Below are 19,253 nucleotides of genomic sequence, written 5' to 3'. Positions count from 1 at the left end.
AAAACGGACGCTATAATCATGAAACATGAAAGGAACAAAACAGATAAAACATATCAATATAGTATGAAAAGTTCCTGAGAATAAATCACAGAGAATTTACAAGGAGGATAAGCATATGGGCTCAGAAAGAATCATGACAACTGCAAAGAACAATATGTGTTGCTGCCGGATGATGTGTGATTGTATGGCGTTTATTTCATATGCTTTGAACACCTGATTTGTTAGATATGTAGTATTGTTTATCATATAACAAAGGGCAGTTGTCATAAGCATATGATGACTGCCTTTTGTTATGCGGCAGGATGGTATCTATTACATGGATAAAGTAGAAGACTGTCTGATTTATAATAGGAAAAGAACTTGAAAGGGGAGAACAATATGGCAATTATTCAGATCGAGCATGTGTCGAAGACGTTTCAGACCAAAGACGGAACGATCGATGCTTTAAAGGATGTATCACTGAATATTGAAGCTGGCGACATTTATGGAATCATCGGAATGTCCGGTGCAGGGAAAAGTACTCTGGTACGATGTATCAATCATATAGAAGTGCCGACATCGGGAACGGTTGTGGTACAGGATAAGGAGCTTGGAGATCTGTCAGATAAAGAGCTTCGTAAACAGAGAGAACATATCGGTATGATCTTCCAGCATTTTAATCTGCTGATGCAGAAATCGGTTCTTGATAATGTATGTTTTCCACTGTTCATTCAGGGAAAATCAAAGGCAGAGGCGAGAAAGAAAGCATATGAACTGTTAGAAATCGTTGGTTTGCGGGATCGTGCAAAAGCATATCCTTCACAGTTGTCCGGTGGGCAGAAGCAGAGAGTTGCGATTGCAAGAGCACTTGCATCCGATCCGCAGATCCTGCTTTGTGATGAGGCAACCAGTGCACTTGATCCACAGACGACATCGTCGATTCTGGAACTGTTAAAGGATATCAACCAGAGATTTGGAATCACGATCGTTGTGATCACTCACCAGATGGCAGTTGTCCGTGAAATCTGTAATCAGGTAGCGATCATGAAGGATGGTCAGGTCGTTGAGCATGGCAGAACGATTGATATCTTTAATCATCCAAAGTCCGAAGTAGCCAGAGAGCTGTTACAGAAGGACGAAGGAAATGCCACAGAGCCGAAGTCATTAAAGACAACTGACCGCATAAAGAATGGAACCAGAATCCGAATCGTATACACGGAGAATTCAGCATTTGAACCGGTAATTGCAAATATGATCCTGACATTTAAGGAGCCGGTCAATATCTTAAAAGCAGCGACAAAGAATGTCGGAGGAGTGGCGAAGGGTGAAATGATACTTGAGCTTCCGAAGGGTTCAACAAATGTTGCAGCGATGGAACAGTACCTGAAAGAACGGGGACTGGAGCTTGAAGAATTAAGTAACAATGTGAATGGAGGTGAGGAACATGTGGACGGAACAAATTAGAGAAATGATCTTAAATGGTATCTTAGAGACACTTTATATGACTGTTGTTTCTACATTGTTTGGATATGTATTCGGACTTCCGATGGGCGTGCTCCTCTGTATCAGCGATAAAGACGGACTGAAACCGCATCCGGTTTTGTATAAGATTCTTGATTTTATCGCAAATATCGTTCGAAGCGTACCATTCCTGATCCTGTTGATCTTATTGATCCCATTTACCAGATTTCTTCTTGGTAAGAGTTACGGATCAACAGCAACGATCGTACCGCTTACGGTAGCAGCTATTCCGTTTATTGCAAGAATGGTAGAGTCATCCTTGAAGGAAGTTGACAACGGAGTTGTTGAGGCTGCCCGTGCAATGGGTGCGGGAACGATGCGGATCATCCTTCGTGTGCTCCTTGTAGAGGCAAGAACATCGCTGATCACCGGAGCAACGATCGCGATCGGAACCATCCTTGGTTATTCTGCGATGGCAGGTGCAGTCGGAGGTGGTGGACTTGGTGATATCGCAGTCCGCTATGGATATTACAGATACCAGACAGATATCATGATCGTGACAGTTATCTTACTGATCGTGATCGTTCAGATCTTCCAGTCAGTCGGAATGCTGATCGCAAACCGATTAGACCGGAGAAAATCATAATCAGATAAACCCTGACCATGACAGCCGGATCAGTACCGGAGCGTTATTGGCGGTTTACAAACAGATGTCAGGAAAGTGCACACCGGGCATCCGATATATAAAAATGAAAAGAAAAAATAAAGAAAGAGAGGAATCTTCCATGAAAAAGACATTTAAGAAATTATTAGCACTTACATTAACAGGCGTATTAGTAGCAGGAGCCCTTTCAGGCTGCGGCAAGAAAGAAGATAAAGACAGCAAAACAGATTCAAAGACAATTACGATTGCAGCATCTGCAACACCACATGCTGAGATTCTTGAGTATGCAAAGACAGCATTAAAGGAAAAAGGATATGATCTTCAGGTTACAGTATTTGATGATTATGTAAAGCCAAATGAGGTTGTAGAAAGCGGCGAGTTCGATGCAAACTACTTCCAGCATGTTCCATACCTTGAGAGCTTCAATGAAGAAAAAGGTACACACCTTGTAGTTGCAGGCAAGATCCACTATGAGCCATTCGGTATCTATCCGGGTACAAAGAAAAGCTTAGACGAGATCGCTGATGGTGATTCTATCGCAGTTCCGAATGATACAACAAATGAAGCAAGAGCCCTTCTGTTATTACAGGACAACGGAATCATCAAGTTAAAGGATGGCGCAGGTATCAATGCAACTGTTAATGATATCGAAGAAAACCCACACAATGTAGAAATCGTTGAACTTGAGGCAGCACAGGTTGCCAGAGTTGTAAACGAGACAGCGTATGTCGTTTTAAATGGTAACTATGCACTTGCAGCAGGCTTCTCAGTAGGAAAAGATGCTCTTGCATATGAGCAGAATGATTCAGAAGCAGCTAAGACCTATGTAAACGTTATTGCTGTTAAGGAAGGCAATGAAAACAACGAAGCAATCAAGGCACTCGTAGACGTATTAAAGTCTGACGATGTAAAGAACTACATCAAAGAAACTTACGATGGAGCAGTTCTTCCTTACGAAGAGTAAGCCGCTCGCATCCCGTAATAAAATACCCTGAGACAGATATGGTGAAAAACTCATTTCGTATTCTATAAAGTTCGTGCACTGATTTGTCAGCAGTCGCCCTAACTCACCCTGACGGGTTCAGACAAGGGCTTGGTGCTGACAGTTAGTACAAACTTTATCACGAATACTACATGAATGTTTTTCACCATATCTGTTTCAGGGCTTTTTTATTACGGGATGCTAGTTGCATTTCAGCCATGTGAGCTGAATAGAATATGTAATGTTTTCTTCTTATTTGCCTAATGGTTTTTTTAGCTTGGATTGTTGCGTTGCATTTTTATCTCCTCGTAAGGAAGAGTTGCAGCCCTAACTCACCCTGACGGGTTCAGACAAGGGCTTGGTGCTGACAGTTAGCACAAACTTTATCACGAATCCTTCATGAATGTTTTTTCGCCATATCTGTTTCAGGGCTTTTTATTGCGAGATGATATTCGCATCTTTCTTTACGAGGGGCTTATACTTCGTTATGCAATATAAAATTTCCCGACTACTGTATTGATAAGACATTCACGGAGTTTTCGTAATTCTGCTTGCGCTAACTGTCAGCATCAAGCCCTTGTTTGAACCCGTCAGGGTGAGTTAGGGCGACTGCTGACAAATCAGTGCGCGAGCTGAATAGAAAACGGAGGGAGTCTTTCAACTGCAGTAGTCGGGGGAATTTTATATGTTTAATAGAGATTATCCCTCGTAAAGAAAGATAGCGCATAGAAGTGGTGGCAGAAAGCCCTGAAACAAATATGGTGAAAAATTTGGGGTGTATGCTATAATAATGCCGACAGGCAGCTGGGCAGTGTGGCTGCCTGTTGGGTAAATATAGGCGATAAAAGGAGCCGGTAGAGAGCGTTATGAAAAAGATTTTTATTGTGGAAGATGATAAGAGCATATGCATGGAGCTTGTTGAGATTTTGGAGAACGAAGGCTATGCAGCATCCTATCTGACTGATTTTGAACATTCGAAAGAGGAGATTCTGGCAGCGAGGGCAGATCTGATTTTGATGGATATTAATATTCCGGGCATAAATGGCAGAAATCTGTTAAAGGAGATTCGGAAGGAATCGGATATTCCGGTTATTATGGTGACTAGTCGTACATCAGAGATGGACGAGGTTCTGTCGATGAGCTATGGGGCAGATGATTATATCACGAAGCCGTATAATCCGACGATCCTGTTGCTGCGGATCGCAGCAGTGCTGAAACGGATGGAGGGAAGCCAGAATGCAGCATCCTATCGTGGAGCAGAGGTGAATTTCAGCAAAGGGACAATCCGGCTTGGTGAGAAAGAGCAAGTTCTGACGAAGAATGAGATGATCATTTTCCAACGGCTGTTAAGCAGTAAGGACAAGATCGTATCCAGAGATGAGATCATGACAGATCTCTGGGATAATGAAGAATATGTAAATGATAATGCACTTACGGTTAATATCAGCAGGCTTCGGACAAAACTTGCGGAGCTTGGACTGCCGGATGCGATCGAGACAAGAAAGAAACAGGGGTATCGTCTGATATGAGAATTTGTGAATATATAAAAGATAAAGCGGGTATTCTGATCGGTTATCTGTTATTTATAGCGGTCATGTTAATTGCTTTTCGTGCGATGCGGACACCAGGGGAGCTGACGGTGATCTTTCTTGTGCTGACAGTTTTGCTTCTGGTAACTGTCATATTAACAGACTATATAAAACGCAGACATTTCTATAATTCCCTTTATGCACATATGGAGCAGTTGGATCAGAAATATCTGGTCATGGATACGTTAGAGGAGCCGGGTTTCTATGAGGGAAAGCTGGTCTATGAGGCGTTATATGAGATCAACAAATCCATGACAGAGCATGTGAAGGAGTACCGGCAGAGTGTAGATGATTTCAAGGATTTTATCGAAATATGGGTGCATGAGATCAAACTGCCGATCGCAAGTCTGGTATTGATGTGCCACAATAATCAGGATAAGATACCGAAGAAATACGAAGATCAGGTGAACCGTCTGGATGCATATGCCGATCAAGTGCTGTATTATGTCCGGGCAGAACATGCGAGCAAAGATTATCGGTTTGATTCAGTGCGAATCAAGTCGGTTGTGAATAAAGTGGCGTTGAAGAATAAAGATATGTTGCTGGAGAGTGACATTTGTCTGGATGTGCATGACGTTGATGTCAGCGTTACGACAGATGCCAAATGGCTGGAATTCATGATAAACCAGATCATGAGCAACAGCATCAAATATATGAAGCCGGATGAGGATCGGCAGATCCGGATCTGGACGACAAAAGCAGGTGACGATATCACACTCCATATCAGAGATAATGGAATCGGAATTTCCGAAGCAGACCTTCCTCGCGTTTGCGAAAAATCGTTCACCGGCGAGAACGGACGTCGTTTTGCCAAGTCAACAGGTATGGGCTTATATATCGTAAAAGGTCTGTGCGACCAGCTAGGACACCATCTTACCATCACTTCCAAAGAAAATATCGGAACAGACGTCGCTGTAACCTTTGGCGGAAACGACTATTATCTGGTGGATGAATAAAACTATACTTTACCATGTGCCCCTTATCTGACAGACAGATAAAGAATGCCCAATGTCTTAACCTTACAAAACTGTAACCTTCTGTAACATAAGAAAAACGACACTCTCCCTTGAAAACGATATACTCACACTTGTAAACAGGAGATGAGGTGTTGACAGGATCAACAACTCTTAACTCAGTTATTAATAGAAAATGGTGTGTGGGTAAATCGTTTTAGTATTTCGTGGATGTTTTTATGGGTCTGTTGTTCTGACAGTGAGCAATCCCTAAAATCCATAGAGCAGCCGACTGAGTGTTCTGCTATCCTGTGCCATGTCGTCGGAGCAATGGTTTTATCGCGACAGAGACATGTGCAGATAGGATGGCAGAACATGAGGAAAGGCAAACGTGATTTTACGGGATGCTCACTGGTGGAACAATGGTCACAAAAAACATATAAGTGTTACCTGAACGATTTAGTCACACACCGGATAGCAAGGAGAGATAAAAGTGGAAACAATTTTAAAGATTGAGAATATCGAAAAGTATTACGGCAACAAATCCAACATTACAAAAGCCATTGATAACATTTCATTTAGTGTAGAAAAAGGTGAGTACGTTGCGATCATGGGAGCATCCGGAAGTGGAAAGACGACACTGCTTAATTGCATTTCCACCATAGACCGTGTCAGCAGCGGTCATATCTATGTAGGAAGAGATGATATCACAAAGCTTCGCGGCAACCAGTTGAACCGCTTCCGCCGGGAAGAACTGGGATTTATCTTTCAGGATTTCAACCTGTTAGATACACTGACAGCATATGAGAACATTGCACTGGCGTTATCGATACAGAACACGCCTGCGAAGAAGATTGACGAAAAGATAAAGAAGATCGCAAAGGAGCTTGCGATCGAAGAAGTTCTGAATAAATATCCATATCAGATGTCCGGGGGACAGAAACAGAGAGTGGCATCTGCGAGAGCAATCATTACGAACCCGAAGCTGATCCTTGCCGATGAACCGACCGGAGCACTGGATTCCAAATCCGCAAAGCTGTTGCTTGAAAGTCTGAAACATCTGAATGAAGAACTGTCAGCTACGATCCTGATGGTAACACATGATTCCTTTACCGCAAGTTATGCCGGTCGCATCCTGTTCATCAAGGACGGTAAAATATTCCATGAGCTTCGCCGTGGAGCAGACAGCCGAAAAGAATTCTTCAACAAGATCATAGATGTCGTAACTTTGCTTGGAGGTGACTTAAATGACGCTCTTTAAGTTATCCCTTAGTAATATGAAGAAAAGCCTGAAGGACTATGCAATCTATTTCTTCACTTTAGTTCTTGGCGTAGCGATCTTCTATATTTTTAATGCGATCGAGACACAGACGGCGATGATGAGGATCTCCAAAGATACCAGAGAAATTGTAGAGCTGATGGCAAATATCATTTCCGGTGTCAGCGTATTCATTGCATTTGTGCTTGGTTTCCTGATCATATATGCCAGCCGATTCCTGATGAAACGGCGTAACAAAGAATTTGGATTGTATCTGCTGCTTGGAATGGGCAAATGGAAGGTGTCAAAGATGCTGTTTATCGAGACACTGATCATCGGTCTGGTTTCACTTGGCGTTGGGCTTCTTTCCGGTATCGGAATTTCCCAGCTTACCAGTCTGTTAGTTGCAAATATGTTTGAAGCGGATATGTCTTCTTATAATTTTGTATTTTCAAGTTCTGCATTTGTAAAGACCTGTTTCTATTTTGCTATCATCTATGTGGTTGTGATCCTGTTTAATACGATTGCGATCGGACGCTGCAAATTGATCGACCTGTTCCAGAGAGGCAGAAGATCAGAGACTGTTAAGATGAAAAATCCGTGGATATCGGTATTCGTATTTCTCCTTTCCGTAGCAGGACTTGGATATGCATATTACCAGATCAATTCAAATACAACAGAGCTCTATATGAAAGATATCTATTTCTGTATCGGGCTTGGATGTGTCTGCACATTTTTGTTTTTCTGGTCGGTTTCCGGTATGTTGTTCCGGTTAGTTTCTTCTATGAAACGTGTTTATTATAAAGGGCTGAATTCATTTGTCATCCGTCAGATGAGCAGTCGTGTAAATACAAATGTACTGTCAATCTCGATCATTTGTATTATGCTATTTGTTACGATCTGTGTGCTGACTTCGGCGCTTACGATCCGAAATGGTTTAAATGAGGGCTTAAGGAAGTATGCTACCGTTGATGTAAATATTACCAGACAGGTAAGAAGCTCCGATTATGATGTCGCAGCCGGTAAGGGCGCAGATGAGGATGCTTATTATGATCCGACATGGGATAAGCGCGACATTTGCAATATATATAAGGAAAAAGAAATTGACTTGCCATCTATGTTTTCAGCCTATGAAGATGTGTATATATACTCATTGCCGGATTTCACATACGGGGATACGTTCAGTGAGCAGGCAAAGGGTGAGTTCCTTGGTGACCAGCCGGTGTATGGTATGATGGATGTTATGGAAAATGTCATGACAGTGTCCGATTATAATCGTGTGGCAAAGCTGTGTGGTTTTGAAACTGTGTCGATCAAAGATGATGAATACGGAGTTGTGGCAAATTACAAGCAGATGGTGAAATACAGAGATATGTCATTGCAGGCTGGTACGACGATTCAGGTAAATGGTTATGAACTGAAGCCGGGAATGAGCAAATGTCAGGCCGGTGATGTCCAGATCTCTACGCAGGCGATTAATACTGGTATCATTATTGTGCCGGATGGGGTGCTTACAGGAGTAACTCCGATCTCTGAAAGCTTGCTTGCAATCTATAATACGACCGATACGGATAAGATCATGGCGAGAAATGAATATATCAATCTGGATGACGACACGGATGTCAGGTTGAGTCTAAATACAAAAGAAAATGTAAAAGCTGCCAGTATCGGACTTGGCGCGATCGCTTCCTTTATCGGCTTATATATCGGAATGATCTTCCTGATCTCCGGTGCAGCGATCCTCGCATTAAAGGAATTGTCAGAAAGCACCGATAATGTGGAACGATATAAGATGCTTCGAAAACTGGGTGTGGATCAGAAGATGATCAACCATGCGTTATTTGCACAGATGGGTCTGTTCTTCCTGTTCCCGCTTGCACTGGCAGTCATTCATTCAATATTTGGTTTGAAATTCAGCAGACAGATTCTTTCACTGATGGGAACCGATGACATGGGAGCAGCCATGCTTATGACCATTGTTGTTATGGTTGTGATCTATGGCGGATATTTTCTGATCACCTATTTCAGTGGCAGAAAGATCATCAGTGAACAGTAGGGTTTCCTTGACGATGACAATATCTCGCGGTATAATTGGGGGCAGGATTATCGAACGAAGAAATGAAGGAGACTTTTTAAGATGAGTAGAATTATTTTAACCGGTGACCGTCCTACAGGACGACTTCACGTTGGACATTATGTGGGTTCCCTTTCTGAGCGTGTAAAGCTTCAGAATTCAGGAAACTATGACGAGATATATATAATGATCGCAGATGCACAGGCACTTACAGATAATGCCGAGCATCCGGAGAAGGTAAGACAGAACATTATCCAGGTTGCACTTGATTATCTGGCATGTGGGATCGATCCTGAGAAATCAACGATCTTCATTCAGTCCATGGTTCCGGAGCTGACAGAATTATCTTTCTATTATATGAATCTCGTTACAGTATCTCGTGTACAGAGAAATCCTACTGTAAAATCCGAGATCAAGATGCGTAATTTTGAAGCAAGTATCCCGGTTGGATTCTTCTGCTATCCGATCAGTCAGGCAGCAGATATCACGGCTTTCCGTGCAACAGAAGTGCCGGTTGGTGAAGATCAGCTTCCTATGCTGGAACAGTGCAAGGAGATCGTTCACAAATTCAATTCCGTATATGGCGAAACTCTGACAGATCCTGAGATCGTACTACCGTCTAACAAAGCGTGTCTCAGACTTCCGGGTATCGATGGAAAAGCAAAGATGAGCAAATCTCTTGGCAACTGCATTTATCTTTCCGATGAAGCAGATGAAGTTAAGAAGAAGGTTATGTCCATGTATACAGATCCAAATCATATCCGTGTAGAGGATCCGGGACAGATCGAGGGCAATTCCGTATTTACATATCTGGATGCGTTCTGTTGTCCGGAGCATTTTGAACAGTTCCTGCCGGATTATAAGAATCTGGATGAACTGAAGGAGCATTACAGTCGTGGTGGTCTTGGTGATGTTAAGGTGAAGAAGTTCCTGAACAATGTATTACAGTCAGAGCTTACACCGATCCGTGAACGTCGTAAGATGTGGGAGAGCCGTATTCCGGATGTTCTTGACATCTTAAAGGCAGGAAGCGAGGCTGCACAGAAGAAAGCAGCAGCAACTCTTTATGATGTACGTTCTGCTATGAAGATCAATTACTTTGATGCAGACGGGCTGGAGAATGATTATAAATAAAATTGACAGACATAAGAGGACGGTCGTGAAAACGGCCGTCCTTTTGTCGTACAGCAAAAAGTTGGAAAAGTTGCAAAAATGGGGCATAATAAGGTTGGAAAAGTTGCAAAAATAAGGCATAATAAGGTTGGAAAAGTTGCAAAAAATGTTCCTGGATCGGATGAAGTTAGAGCGAACGATATATAAACTAGATCTGATAGGTTTACAGGGGTAAAATAAATATATGGGGAGACACCGGATATGAAAAAGACGATTTTATTATTAGGGGCAGTTGGAGTGCTTATGATGACAGGGTGTGCCGATGAAGGTATCACGACAGATTATGGAGAATGGGTAGCTACATCCGAATACAGTATGGATGGAACAACTGAGAATTACCGGACAATGGAAGCAGATGCGACAGCGGAGAAGACAGAAGCAGCATCAGAAAAAGAAGCGGGGGAAAGTTCAGATCATATGAATACACAGAAAAAAGACAGCACAACAGAAAAGACAGATGGGACAGAGGAAACGAGATATTCGTGCGAAAATTATACATTTTATAGAGTAAATGATGATGTGGACCTGGCAGGCAGTTATTTGTTGTTAAATGTGTATGAGGACGAAGCACTTGCAGAATATCATGGCCTGTTCATTGGTCAGATCGTTACATTATTTGGCGATAAGGAGACAACCGAGAATAATGAGGAGTTACTGGACTATACGATCGCGGCAGAAGATAAGGATGGTAAGGTGATCTATCTGACTTTATATTATGGGGCGTCAGGACCGGCGATCGGTGGCTTTGATGGTGACGAATATATGGCGGCTGCAGAAGAGCTGGAGAAGCTTGTCAGAACGACAGAGCCGATTGACTATGAGTGCACCAGTGTCTATGAGGATCTCGGCATGACGATCCGAATGGGAACCAGAAATGGACGGGGTTTTTATGAAACCGAGATGCCGGAAGGTATGGAAGACTTTTATAATGATATGTATTAATGAAAGACAATCGGATAAAAAGAAAACTATATGAAACACATACAATAAGGCATAATGAATACAGACAGATCAACCCATATGTAAGACAGCGGTTTTATATATGATAAAAATCTGACAATGTGCCAGGATGTTACGCCAAATACATCTGAGGGGCGAAGCATGATGTATGCAATAACCTGGAATAATGCCGGAACAAAGATGATCCAGGTAGGAATAGAACCGAAGCGCCTGATTGATGAGATGAATCAGAATCAGATATCGGTAGTTATTTCCAATATGCCGATGTATACAGGCATCAATATATTTGTTGCGGATAGTGGAGATGGCAAAATCCTTGGAAGTACAAAAGCAGCAATGGTTGGTAAAACGCTGAATGATGTCGGTATATCCCGTGATAAGGTTACTGAACAGGCAGATGTCCCTGCAATATGCTACAGGAACATAGATGGTATTGTGAGCCGGTGCGCTTTCGACCGGACAGATGACTATATCGTTGTGGTTACCTGCAATTTACTTTCGAATATAAAGACAGATGTTATCATAATGGTGATTATGATCGTGTATTTCATAATTGCTGCGAAAGCACTCGCAAGTATGTTTACAAAGCTTGACAGGGTAAGGCGCAGTGCCTATATAGATGAACTGACAGGGTGTTTTAACCGGAAAGCATATCAGGAGAATGTGGAAGAATACTGGAAATCACCGGATATGGTATATATATCCATGGATGTCAATGGATTGAAAAAGGTAAATGATCATCAGGGGCATGCGGCAGGCGATGAATTGCTTCAGGGAGCTGTGGAGTGCATGATGAAGAGTTTTAACGGATATGGACGGGTATACAGATTTGGCGGTGATGAGTTCGCAGCAATTGTGTTTGCAGATAGCAGAAGACTCAAAAAGATTATAGATGATTTTAAGGAACGGATGAACAAATGGTCCGGAAAGAAAGTATCAGATGTATCTGTGTCTCTGGGATATGCGGAGAAGTGCGAAAGGCAGTGGGAGAATTTTGAGGAACTTGCAGAGCAGGCGGATGAGAGAATGTATGTCTGTAAGGCAGAATACTACAGTAAAAAGGGAGAAGACCAGAGAAAATTGCAGGCTGCACATAATGCACTTACAAAGCTATATACTAAAGTACTTATCATTAATCTTACACAGAATTCATATCAGATTGTAAGTATTGACAGAGAAAGCTTAAAGAACAGTGTGTTTTCGGCAAAGCTTTCAGACTGGTTTGAGACATTTGCAAATTCAGATGAATTGCATCCGGATGACAGACAGGCATTTTTGCAGAAGACTGCACTTCAAAATCTAAAAAAGAATATCAATGGCACCGGAAAGTCATACAGCATCATATACAGGAGAAAATATGGCGAAGAGTATAAGGATACAATGATGGAGATCCTGGCTGCGGAAGACTATACGGATGATAGTCAGGTATGTTACCTCTGTGTAAGATGTCTTGGTTAGTGTAAAAATTGTTAGAAAATTTTTCTAATTTCAAGAAAATTCTGTGAAATGGCTTGTATTTCATACTTCCTGCGGTAAAATATAGATAGGAACAACGGAAAAGTTGTGCCGAGTTAAAAGTGGGAAGGAGACTGATATGAAAAAAAGAAGTCATTTATTTGTAACCAGAGAAATCATAGAACAGGTTCCACAGAACAAAAGGAAGTGGTTATTGTTAGGCAGTATTCTGCCGGATATATTGGTTCATACCTATATTAAGAAGCATACCTGGAAAAGTTCATTTGATAATACAGTGAACCGGATACAGAAGCTGGAAGAAAAGGGGAAGAACAGCAGATATTCTTTCCTGAAACTCGGATATGTACTTCATTATGTGGAGGATTTCTTCACATATGCGCATAACTCCATTTTTGAAGGCGGATTTTCTGAACATGTTGCATATGAAAGTGGATTTCAGAAGTTTTTATTTGGACATGGACATGTAGAACAGGAAGAAACGAGCCGGATCGGGGAAATGGTTCATTCCGTGGAGGAAGCGGTCGAGTATCTGAAGAAAAACCATGCACTGTATATGACGGAGGCCGGAGATAATGAAACGGATGCACGCTATATTCGGAATGCATCAAAAACCATTGGTACGTTTCTGGTACGGGCATTTGCCATGAACAGTGTGGCAGCAGAGGAGTATGTTCCGGCATACGCGCTTGCTCCATCCTATCGAAAATAAAAGGCAGAGCAATCTGATATAAAAGGATAATTATGACTGCCAATGAAAAATATGAAGTCACCTGATACTTTGCATTGTATCAGGTGACTTTTTATCTGATGTGTTCGGCAATCACTGATACCACGATTCCCAGAACCGCGGAAAGCAGGATCAGAGAGATCGCTGACAGTTTCTGCTTCCATTTGCGCCGGATGAAGAAATAGATTCCTGCAAGCAGGCACAGAATAATGATAGCAGGGATATTCACATCATATTCGGATAAGCTGACATACCCGGTAGACTTTAACAGCATGTTGATTCCGGTTGCAAGGATCAGGGCCAGGATAACCGGTTTGATGCCATACAGAAAGCCCTGCACGTAGGTATTTTTCGTCAGATTTTTTATAACTGCGGCAATTAATAATATAATGAAAAAGGACGGCGTGATGACACCGAGAGTAGCGACGATACCGCCCGGAAGTCCTGCCTGCGTCGATCCGACATAGGTCGCCATGTTGACTGCGATCGGACCCGGTGTAGATTCACAGACACCGATAAAATTGTAAAAGGCATCTTCACTCATCCAGTTATGGCGGATGACAGCATCCTGGATCAGCGGTATCATGCCGAAGCCGCCTCCGAAGCTGAACAGTCCTACTTTAAAGAATTCAATAAACAATGTCAGATATATCATTTGTCTGCATCCTCCTTTCGGATCCTTTTAAAAGAGGTACAGAAAATTCCGATGATGCCGCCTGCGAGGATCAGAAGAATTGCATTAACGGATTTGGAAAGCAGTTCTCCGATCACCATGATTATAAAAGTAACTACAAATACAAGAACCGGTATTTTTTTTCGGTCGAGTGTTTTCATCATGCTGATTCCGGTTGTAAGGATCAGAAAAGCAACGGCACATTTAATGCCAACGAAGGCATATGCTACATATTTATTTGCAATGAAAGCATCAAAAAACAGAGAAATGACAAATATAATAATAACGGATGGGATACAGACACCGAGGGTGGCTGCCAGACTTCCGCGGAAGCCTCTTTGTTTATAACCAACAAAAGTAGCGAGGTTGATCGCCAACGGCCCGGGTGTTGATTCAGCGATCGCAATCACTTCGATCAGTTCGTCTTCCGTGAGCCAGTTTCGTTTTGCAACTACTTCTTCCCGGATCTGTGCGATCATCGCATAACCGCCTCCAAATGTAAATAATCCGATTTTGAAAAAATTAATAAATAAAGAAAATAACATATCAAATCCTCCAGACAGGAGTATAACACAGAATCAAACTAAACTTTAAATAAAATTTTCAAATATCACTGTACATATAGGAAAAAGATGTTACAATCAAGATTGACGCTATAATAAAGTGAGCGTTTTATGCACAAAAAGTATGTATAATATATAGCCGAAGTCGGTGGAGGTAAGTGATGTTTAAGCAACGAGGCGCGAAGAAAACGGGTCTTAATATATTGATCATAGGATGCGGTAAGGTCGGAACGGCACTGACCAGACAGTTATGCAAGGAAGGGCATGATATAACAGTCATTGATAAAAATGCGGATAAGGTTGAGATGAACGTCAATCAGTATGACGTTATGGGAATCTGCGGAAATGGTGCAAGCTACAGCGTGCTGATGGAAGCCGGTGTGGAGAATGCCGATCTTGTGATCGCGGTAACAAATTCTGACGAGCTGAACCTGCTTTGCTGTACGATCGCAAAACAGGGACGTGACTGCGCAACGGTAGCGCGTGTCAGAAATCCGGACTACAGCAAGGAGATAAAATATCTGAAAAAGAGTCTGGGACTTACCATGGTCATCAATCCGGAGCTTGAAACAGCAACGGAGGTTGCGCGTGTACTTTATATGCCGACAGCTCTGGAGATCAATTCCTTTGCACATGGTCAGGCAGAGATGACGAAGATCAAGATTCCGGAGCATAATATGTTAGACGGACTGTCTGTGGCACATCTTGGTCAGCAGCTTATGGATCGAGCGAAGAATATCAATATTCTGATTTGTGCGGTTGAAAGAGATGGAGAAGTCTATATTCCATCCGGTCATTTTAAACTGCATGCAGGAGATGTTCTTTCGTTTGTAGGATCCCGTCCGATGAGCCGTGCATTTCTTGATTTTATCGGATTCAAGACAAATCGTGTCAGTGATGCGATGATCGTCGGCGGTGGTGACGTTGCATATTATCTTGCAAGTCAGTTGATCAATATGGGAATCAATGTAAAGATCATTGAGAAAGAGAAGGATCGTTGTGAGCGACTCAGTATTCTGCTTCCAAAAGCAGTTATTATCAATGCAGACGGAACCGATCAGGACGTATTAAAGGAAGAAGGCTTAAGCAATGCAGAATCCTTTGTTGCTTTAACCGGGATTGACGAGGAAAATATCCTCCTGACACTGCATGCCAGACATGTTTCGGATGCAAAGACCATCACGAAGATCAATCGTAGTAATTTCAAGGAAATAATTAATAATCTGAACCTCGGAAGTGTATTTTATCCGAGTTTTATTACAGCGGAGACTATTACTGCTTATGTTCGTGCAAAATCAAATACACGTTCCATGAACAGCAGTGTGCAGACGTTATATCATATGTTTGATTTCCGGGTAGAGGCGATCGAGTTCCGTGTGGATGAAGTATCCGAGGTAACGGGTAAGCCACTGATGGATCTGAAGTTAAAGAAGGATGTGCTGATCGCGTTTATCAATCGAAACGGTACGATCATTACACCATCCGGTCATGATACGATCGAAGTCGGGGATACCGCTATGGTAGTAACGACCCATACAGGATTTAATGATATCAGGGATATTCTGGTATAAGTAACGAGTATTTTTGTAAAAGGGAAAATAGGAAGCTATGAATCGGTCAATGATTTTATACGTAGTCGGACATGTGGTCATGCTGGAGGGGGTTATGCTTCTTCTGCCATGTCTGGTTTCGTTGATTTATCAGGAAAGTGAAGGAATTGATTATCTGGTGATGGCAGTTATCTGTATGCTGCTTGGAGCCATCATTGTAAAACATAAACCTAAAGTAAATGTATTCTATCTGAAAGAGGGTTGTATCGCTACAGCATTGAGTTGGATAGCACTGAGTATATTTGGTGCACTTCCAATGTGCATATCAGGAGATATCCCATCTTTCACAGATGCGTTATTTGAGACGATCTCCGGTTTTACAACCACAGGAGCCAGTATCTTAAACGATGTGGAAGTACTATCACGGACGACGTTGTTCTGGCGAAGCTTTACACACTGGATTGGTGGCATGGGTGTGCTGGTGTTTCTGCTTGCGGTATTGCCGCTTAGTGGCGGATCAAATATCAATCTGATGAAAGCAGAGAGCCCAGGACCTTCTGTTGGTAAGCTTGTACCGAAGATCAAGTATACGGCACGAATATTATATGTTATCTACATTGTATTAACGGCTATAGAGATCATCTTGTTAATAGCCGGGAAAATGCCGGTATTCCATGCATTCTGTACCGGATTCGGAACAGCGGGTACAGGTGGATTCGGAACAAAGAATGATAGCTTTGCCAGCTTTTCGCCATATCTGCAGTGGGTGGTAACGATCTTTATGATCTTATTCGGCGTGAATTTTAATGCATACTATCTGGTTTTATTTGGCAATATCAAAAAGGCATTGAAGATGGAGGAGGTGCGAACCTATTTCCTCATTATTGTGGCAGCAATCGTAGTTCTTGTATTGAATCTGATTCATACAATGGATGGATTCTGGACAGTACTCCGTCATGCATCGTTCCAGGTCGCTTCGATCATAACAACAACCGGATTCTCCAGTGTGGATTTTGACCTGTGGAACCAGACATGTAGGACGATACTGGTTATTCTGATGTTCATTGGTGCATGTGCAGGCAGTACCGGTGGTGGTATCAAGGTATCCCGATTTATCATCGTGGTAAAAAGTGTGATAAAAGAGTTGAATTCCTATCTGCATCCAAAGAGTATCAAGAAGATCAAAATGGACGGCAAGCCGATAGAGCATGAAGTGGTACGTGCGGTAAATGTATATTTTATAACATTTATCATCCTGTTTACAACATCCGTACTGCTGATCTCCTTTGAGGGAAAAGATATGACATCAAACTTTACTGCGGTTGCGGCAACGATCAATAACATCGGACCGGGACTGGAGCTGGTAGGACCAACGAAGAATTTTAATGTATATGGTACATTTTCCAAATATGTGTTGATGTTCGATATGCTTGCCGGAAGACTGGAGCTGTTCCCATTGCTCTTGTTGTTCTATCCGCCGGCATGGAAAGAATTACTGGCGGTCAGACGCAGAAAATAACAGGCCAATTAATGACTGGATATATGCTGTACATGATATTAAAATGTGCTGTAGCAGGTTCAGGAAAACAAATCCAGATAACTGCGTACCTGAAATGCGGTCATCAGTTCAAAACGAGTGGACGGATCATCTAAGGCAAGATGTAAGTCCTCTCTTAATATACGAACACGATAATTGACGGTGTTCCTGTGACAGAACAGGGCACCGGCGATTTTTTGTATACTGCCATCACAGAGCAGATACTGATAGAGCGTTTCCAGATAATTCGTATGGTGCTGCTCATCGTATGTAATGATGGATCCCAGAGTATCGTTTACATATTCTCTAAGAACATCCATATCACTTACAGATAAAAGAAGCTTATAGAATCCCATATCATCGAAGAAGAACAGGCTACTGTTCTTTTTTTGTGCCATCAGGGCGGCGCACTGTCCCTGTAAAAATGCCTGACTTAATCCGGTCAGGTCTTTGGTTGGCGCACTGATTCCGATATACATGGAAGTTGTTCCGGCAGATTCTCCCATATGATACAGAAGCCGGCTAAGCTCCTGTTCGAGCCGTTCATTTGACCGCGCGGGGCAGATCAGCAGAGTATAGTCGGTGCCGCCTACAAATGTATATGGCAGATTATAGATTCTGACCAGACGTGTCAACAGATTCTGAAGAAAACTTCCGGCGGTGTTGGCATAAGCGGGTGGGGTGGAGAAACGATCGGAGTGTGGGATAGAGGTATTTGTCAGTGCAATGGATGGTTCCACGGATGCTGTAGCTCTCAGATCTGATATATATACGAGATGGTATTGTGCATTTCCCTGAAAACCATGTTCATATAAGACAGGCAGGCTGATCTCCATCAGGGCTTTGTCATTTGGGTGAAGGATCACGCGCGAAAGTGCAGTTGAGATAGCCTGACTGGTCTGTGTATCGTCAAATATCCGATTGTAATAATCGTGCGTAATATCGAAGATCCGTGTCTCCCATGGCATAAGAAAGAGCGGGTAATGCTTCCGGTCGCACAGCATACGGATACGGTCGGAGATATCGGAACGGTTCAGGTGCCCCCCAATATTGATAATAAGGCCGCAGGTTTTATGTTCGATCAGCCCTTTGATGAAGTTATATAACCAGTATTCATTTCCACACAGGACGCCGGTCGTAATGATCAGTTCACCGCCGTGCAGGAATTCCAGTGTGCCGGGATCTTCTGATATATAGACCCAGTTCATGAGGTTATCCAGCCCTTCTTCTCCTGCGATCAGATCCAGTCCATAGGTGCTTTTTGTCTCTTTATATAAATCTCTTAATAATATTGCCATGTTTAAGATTCCTTTCTTGGCAGCGTTTGATAATTATTATTCGTCTATGGATAAGAAGTCAGTTTGACCCAAATGTGATATGTGTGTATTGAGTCGGTTGCAGCTTGTTGCTTTGAGGCAGTTTGTGTATGTCTGCCCGAAATATGCTTAATTATATAAGGCGTTTGCCGACTGCTACTTAATATATTAAACCATTGATTTGTGCTACTTATTACAATAACCCAACAATATCATAGAAAATATGTGTCTGTCAAACATATACTTGTGCTAACAGCACAAAGCGGGGCGGAAGTTTTGTGCTGGCGGGATATGGTGATCGGTTTTTATGAATGGCAT

At 42.4% G+C, this 19,253-nt stretch carries 16 protein-coding genes; 13 read left to right on the top strand and 3 right to left on the bottom strand.

Annotated features, from left to right (window positions below):
* Positions 1-378: 378 nt before the first annotated feature.
* The 11 genes from GT641_RS07010 to GT641_RS06960 all read left to right on the top strand — a co-directional run bounded on the left by GT641_RS07010 (position 379) and on the right by GT641_RS06960 (position 13,278).
* A complete protein-coding gene (locus GT641_RS07010; protein WP_119962835.1) occupies positions 379-1,443 on the top strand; it encodes an ATP-binding cassette domain-containing protein in 1,065 nt (354 codons plus the stop codon).
* Entirely contained in the window at positions 1,424-2,086 is a 663-nt protein-coding gene (locus GT641_RS07005) for a methionine ABC transporter permease (RefSeq protein ID WP_008402135.1), read from the top strand. Before GT641_RS07010 ends, GT641_RS07005 begins: the two co-directional genes overlap by 20 nt.
* Positions 2,087-2,225: 139 nt before the next feature.
* The gene (locus tag GT641_RS07000) at positions 2,226-3,068 is read left to right on the top strand and encodes a MetQ/NlpA family ABC transporter substrate-binding protein (protein ID WP_044945817.1); all 843 of its coding nucleotides are present in this window, start codon (positions 2,226-2,228) and stop codon (positions 3,066-3,068) included.
* 884 nt (positions 3,069-3,952) lie between these two features.
* Positions 3,953-4,615, top strand: a complete 663-nt coding sequence (locus GT641_RS06995) for a response regulator transcription factor (protein WP_119962834.1) — start codon at positions 3,953-3,955, stop codon at positions 4,613-4,615.
* Positions 4,612-5,631 carry a sensor histidine kinase gene (locus tag GT641_RS06990; protein ID WP_161117150.1) on the top strand — a complete coding sequence of 340 codons (1,020 nt, stop codon included), beginning with the start codon at positions 4,612-4,614 and terminating at the stop codon, positions 5,629-5,631. The genes GT641_RS06995 and GT641_RS06990 overlap by 4 nt, the downstream gene beginning before the upstream one ends.
* 490 nt (positions 5,632-6,121) lie before the next feature.
* Positions 6,122-6,889 carry an ABC transporter ATP-binding protein gene (locus GT641_RS06985; protein WP_021943424.1) on the top strand — a complete coding sequence of 256 codons (768 nt, stop codon included), beginning with the start codon at positions 6,122-6,124 and terminating at the stop codon, positions 6,887-6,889.
* Positions 6,876-8,942: an ABC transporter permease gene (locus GT641_RS06980; RefSeq protein WP_161117149.1), complete on the top strand. Its 2,067-nt coding sequence runs from the start codon at positions 6,876-6,878 to the stop codon at positions 8,940-8,942. The genes GT641_RS06985 and GT641_RS06980 overlap by 14 nt, the downstream gene beginning before the upstream one ends.
* An 81-nt stretch (positions 8,943-9,023) precedes the next feature.
* Positions 9,024-10,094 (top strand): tryptophan--tRNA ligase, encoded by a 1,071-nt coding sequence (gene trpS, locus GT641_RS06975; protein ID WP_161117148.1) that lies wholly within the window; start codon positions 9,024-9,026, stop codon positions 10,092-10,094.
* Positions 10,095-10,334: 240 nt separating this feature from the next.
* A complete protein-coding gene (locus GT641_RS06970; RefSeq protein ID WP_161117147.1) occupies positions 10,335-11,075 on the top strand; it encodes a hypothetical protein in 741 nt (246 codons plus the stop codon).
* A gap of 159 nt (positions 11,076-11,234) precedes the next feature.
* On the top strand, positions 11,235-12,551 hold the full coding sequence (locus GT641_RS06965) for a GGDEF domain-containing protein (protein ID WP_161117146.1): 1,317 nt from the start codon (positions 11,235-11,237) through the stop codon (positions 12,549-12,551).
* A 136-nt stretch (positions 12,552-12,687) separates the two neighbouring features.
* Positions 12,688-13,278: a zinc dependent phospholipase C family protein gene (locus tag GT641_RS06960; RefSeq protein ID WP_117808262.1), complete on the top strand. Its 591-nt coding sequence runs from the start codon at positions 12,688-12,690 to the stop codon at positions 13,276-13,278.
* 91 nt (positions 13,279-13,369) lie between these two features.
* Here the strand turns inward: GT641_RS06960 and GT641_RS06955 are convergent, their stop codons facing one another.
* Together GT641_RS06955 and GT641_RS06950 are read right to left on the bottom strand one after the other, a co-directional pair.
* A complete protein-coding gene (locus GT641_RS06955) occupies positions 13,370-13,951 on the bottom strand; it encodes a chromate transporter (protein WP_008402149.1) in 582 nt (193 codons plus the stop codon).
* Positions 13,948-14,514, bottom strand: coding sequence for a chromate transporter (locus tag GT641_RS06950; RefSeq protein ID WP_008402150.1), 567 nt, complete (start codon positions 14,512-14,514; stop codon positions 13,948-13,950). The genes GT641_RS06955 and GT641_RS06950 overlap by 4 nt, the downstream gene beginning before the upstream one ends.
* Positions 14,515-14,693: 179 nt before the next feature.
* Between GT641_RS06950 and trkA the strand changes: the two genes are divergently transcribed.
* Positions 14,694-16,103, top strand: coding sequence for a Trk system potassium transporter TrkA (gene trkA / locus GT641_RS06945; RefSeq protein ID WP_008402152.1), 1,410 nt, complete (start codon positions 14,694-14,696; stop codon positions 16,101-16,103).
* 37 nt (positions 16,104-16,140) lie between these two features.
* Entirely contained in the window at positions 16,141-17,601 is a 1,461-nt protein-coding gene (locus tag GT641_RS06940; protein WP_044945794.1) for a TrkH family potassium uptake protein, read from the top strand.
* A 59-nt stretch (positions 17,602-17,660) separates the two neighbouring features.
* Here GT641_RS06940 and GT641_RS06935 read toward each other — a convergent pair whose 3' ends face one another.
* Positions 17,661-18,917 carry a PucR family transcriptional regulator gene (locus tag GT641_RS06935; RefSeq protein ID WP_161117145.1) on the bottom strand — a complete coding sequence of 419 codons (1,257 nt, stop codon included), beginning with the start codon at positions 18,915-18,917 and terminating at the stop codon, positions 17,661-17,663.
* Positions 18,918-19,253 lie beyond the last annotated feature (336 nt).

Source organism: Clostridium sp. BIOML-A1 (assembly GCF_009874105.1).
Taxonomy (GTDB): domain Bacteria; phylum Bacillota; class Clostridia; order Lachnospirales; family Lachnospiraceae; genus Coprococcus.
The sequence above is the reverse complement of the archived record's forward strand: the minus strand, read 5'-3'. Positions and strand labels throughout refer to the sequence as shown.

What these genes read in the sequence shown, in the direction of transcription:
- trkA (WP_008402152.1), top strand. Translation starts at nt 14,694, where the DNA reads ATGTTTAAGCAACGAGGCGCGAAGAAAACGGGTCTTAATATATTGATC.
- GT641_RS07000 (WP_044945817.1), top strand. Translation starts at nt 2,226, where the DNA reads ATGAAAAAGACATTTAAGAAATTATTAGCACTTACATTAACAGGCGTA.
- GT641_RS06940 (WP_044945794.1), top strand. Translation starts at nt 16,141, where the DNA reads ATGAATCGGTCAATGATTTTATACGTAGTCGGACATGTGGTCATGCTG.
- GT641_RS06935 (WP_161117145.1), bottom strand. Translation starts at nt 18,917, where the DNA reads ATGGCAATATTATTAAGAGATTTATATAAAGAGACAAAAAGCACCTAT.
- GT641_RS06955 (WP_008402149.1), bottom strand. Translation starts at nt 13,951, where the DNA reads ATGATATATCTGACATTGTTTATTGAATTCTTTAAAGTAGGACTGTTC.
- GT641_RS06995 (WP_119962834.1), top strand. Translation starts at nt 3,953, where the DNA reads ATGAAAAAGATTTTTATTGTGGAAGATGATAAGAGCATATGCATGGAG.
- GT641_RS07005 (WP_008402135.1), top strand. Translation starts at nt 1,424, where the DNA reads ATGTGGACGGAACAAATTAGAGAAATGATCTTAAATGGTATCTTAGAG.
- GT641_RS07010 (WP_119962835.1), top strand. Translation starts at nt 379, where the DNA reads ATGGCAATTATTCAGATCGAGCATGTGTCGAAGACGTTTCAGACCAAA.
- GT641_RS06970 (WP_161117147.1), top strand. Translation starts at nt 10,335, where the DNA reads ATGAAAAAGACGATTTTATTATTAGGGGCAGTTGGAGTGCTTATGATG.
- GT641_RS06950 (WP_008402150.1), bottom strand. Translation starts at nt 14,514, where the DNA reads ATGTTATTTTCTTTATTTATTAATTTTTTCAAAATCGGATTATTTACA.
- GT641_RS06960 (WP_117808262.1), top strand. Translation starts at nt 12,688, where the DNA reads ATGAAAAAAAGAAGTCATTTATTTGTAACCAGAGAAATCATAGAACAG.
- trpS (WP_161117148.1), top strand. Translation starts at nt 9,024, where the DNA reads ATGAGTAGAATTATTTTAACCGGTGACCGTCCTACAGGACGACTTCAC.
- GT641_RS06965 (WP_161117146.1), top strand. Translation starts at nt 11,235, where the DNA reads ATGATGTATGCAATAACCTGGAATAATGCCGGAACAAAGATGATCCAG.
- GT641_RS06990 (WP_161117150.1), top strand. Translation starts at nt 4,612, where the DNA reads ATGAGAATTTGTGAATATATAAAAGATAAAGCGGGTATTCTGATCGGT.
- GT641_RS06980 (WP_161117149.1), top strand. Translation starts at nt 6,876, where the DNA reads ATGACGCTCTTTAAGTTATCCCTTAGTAATATGAAGAAAAGCCTGAAG.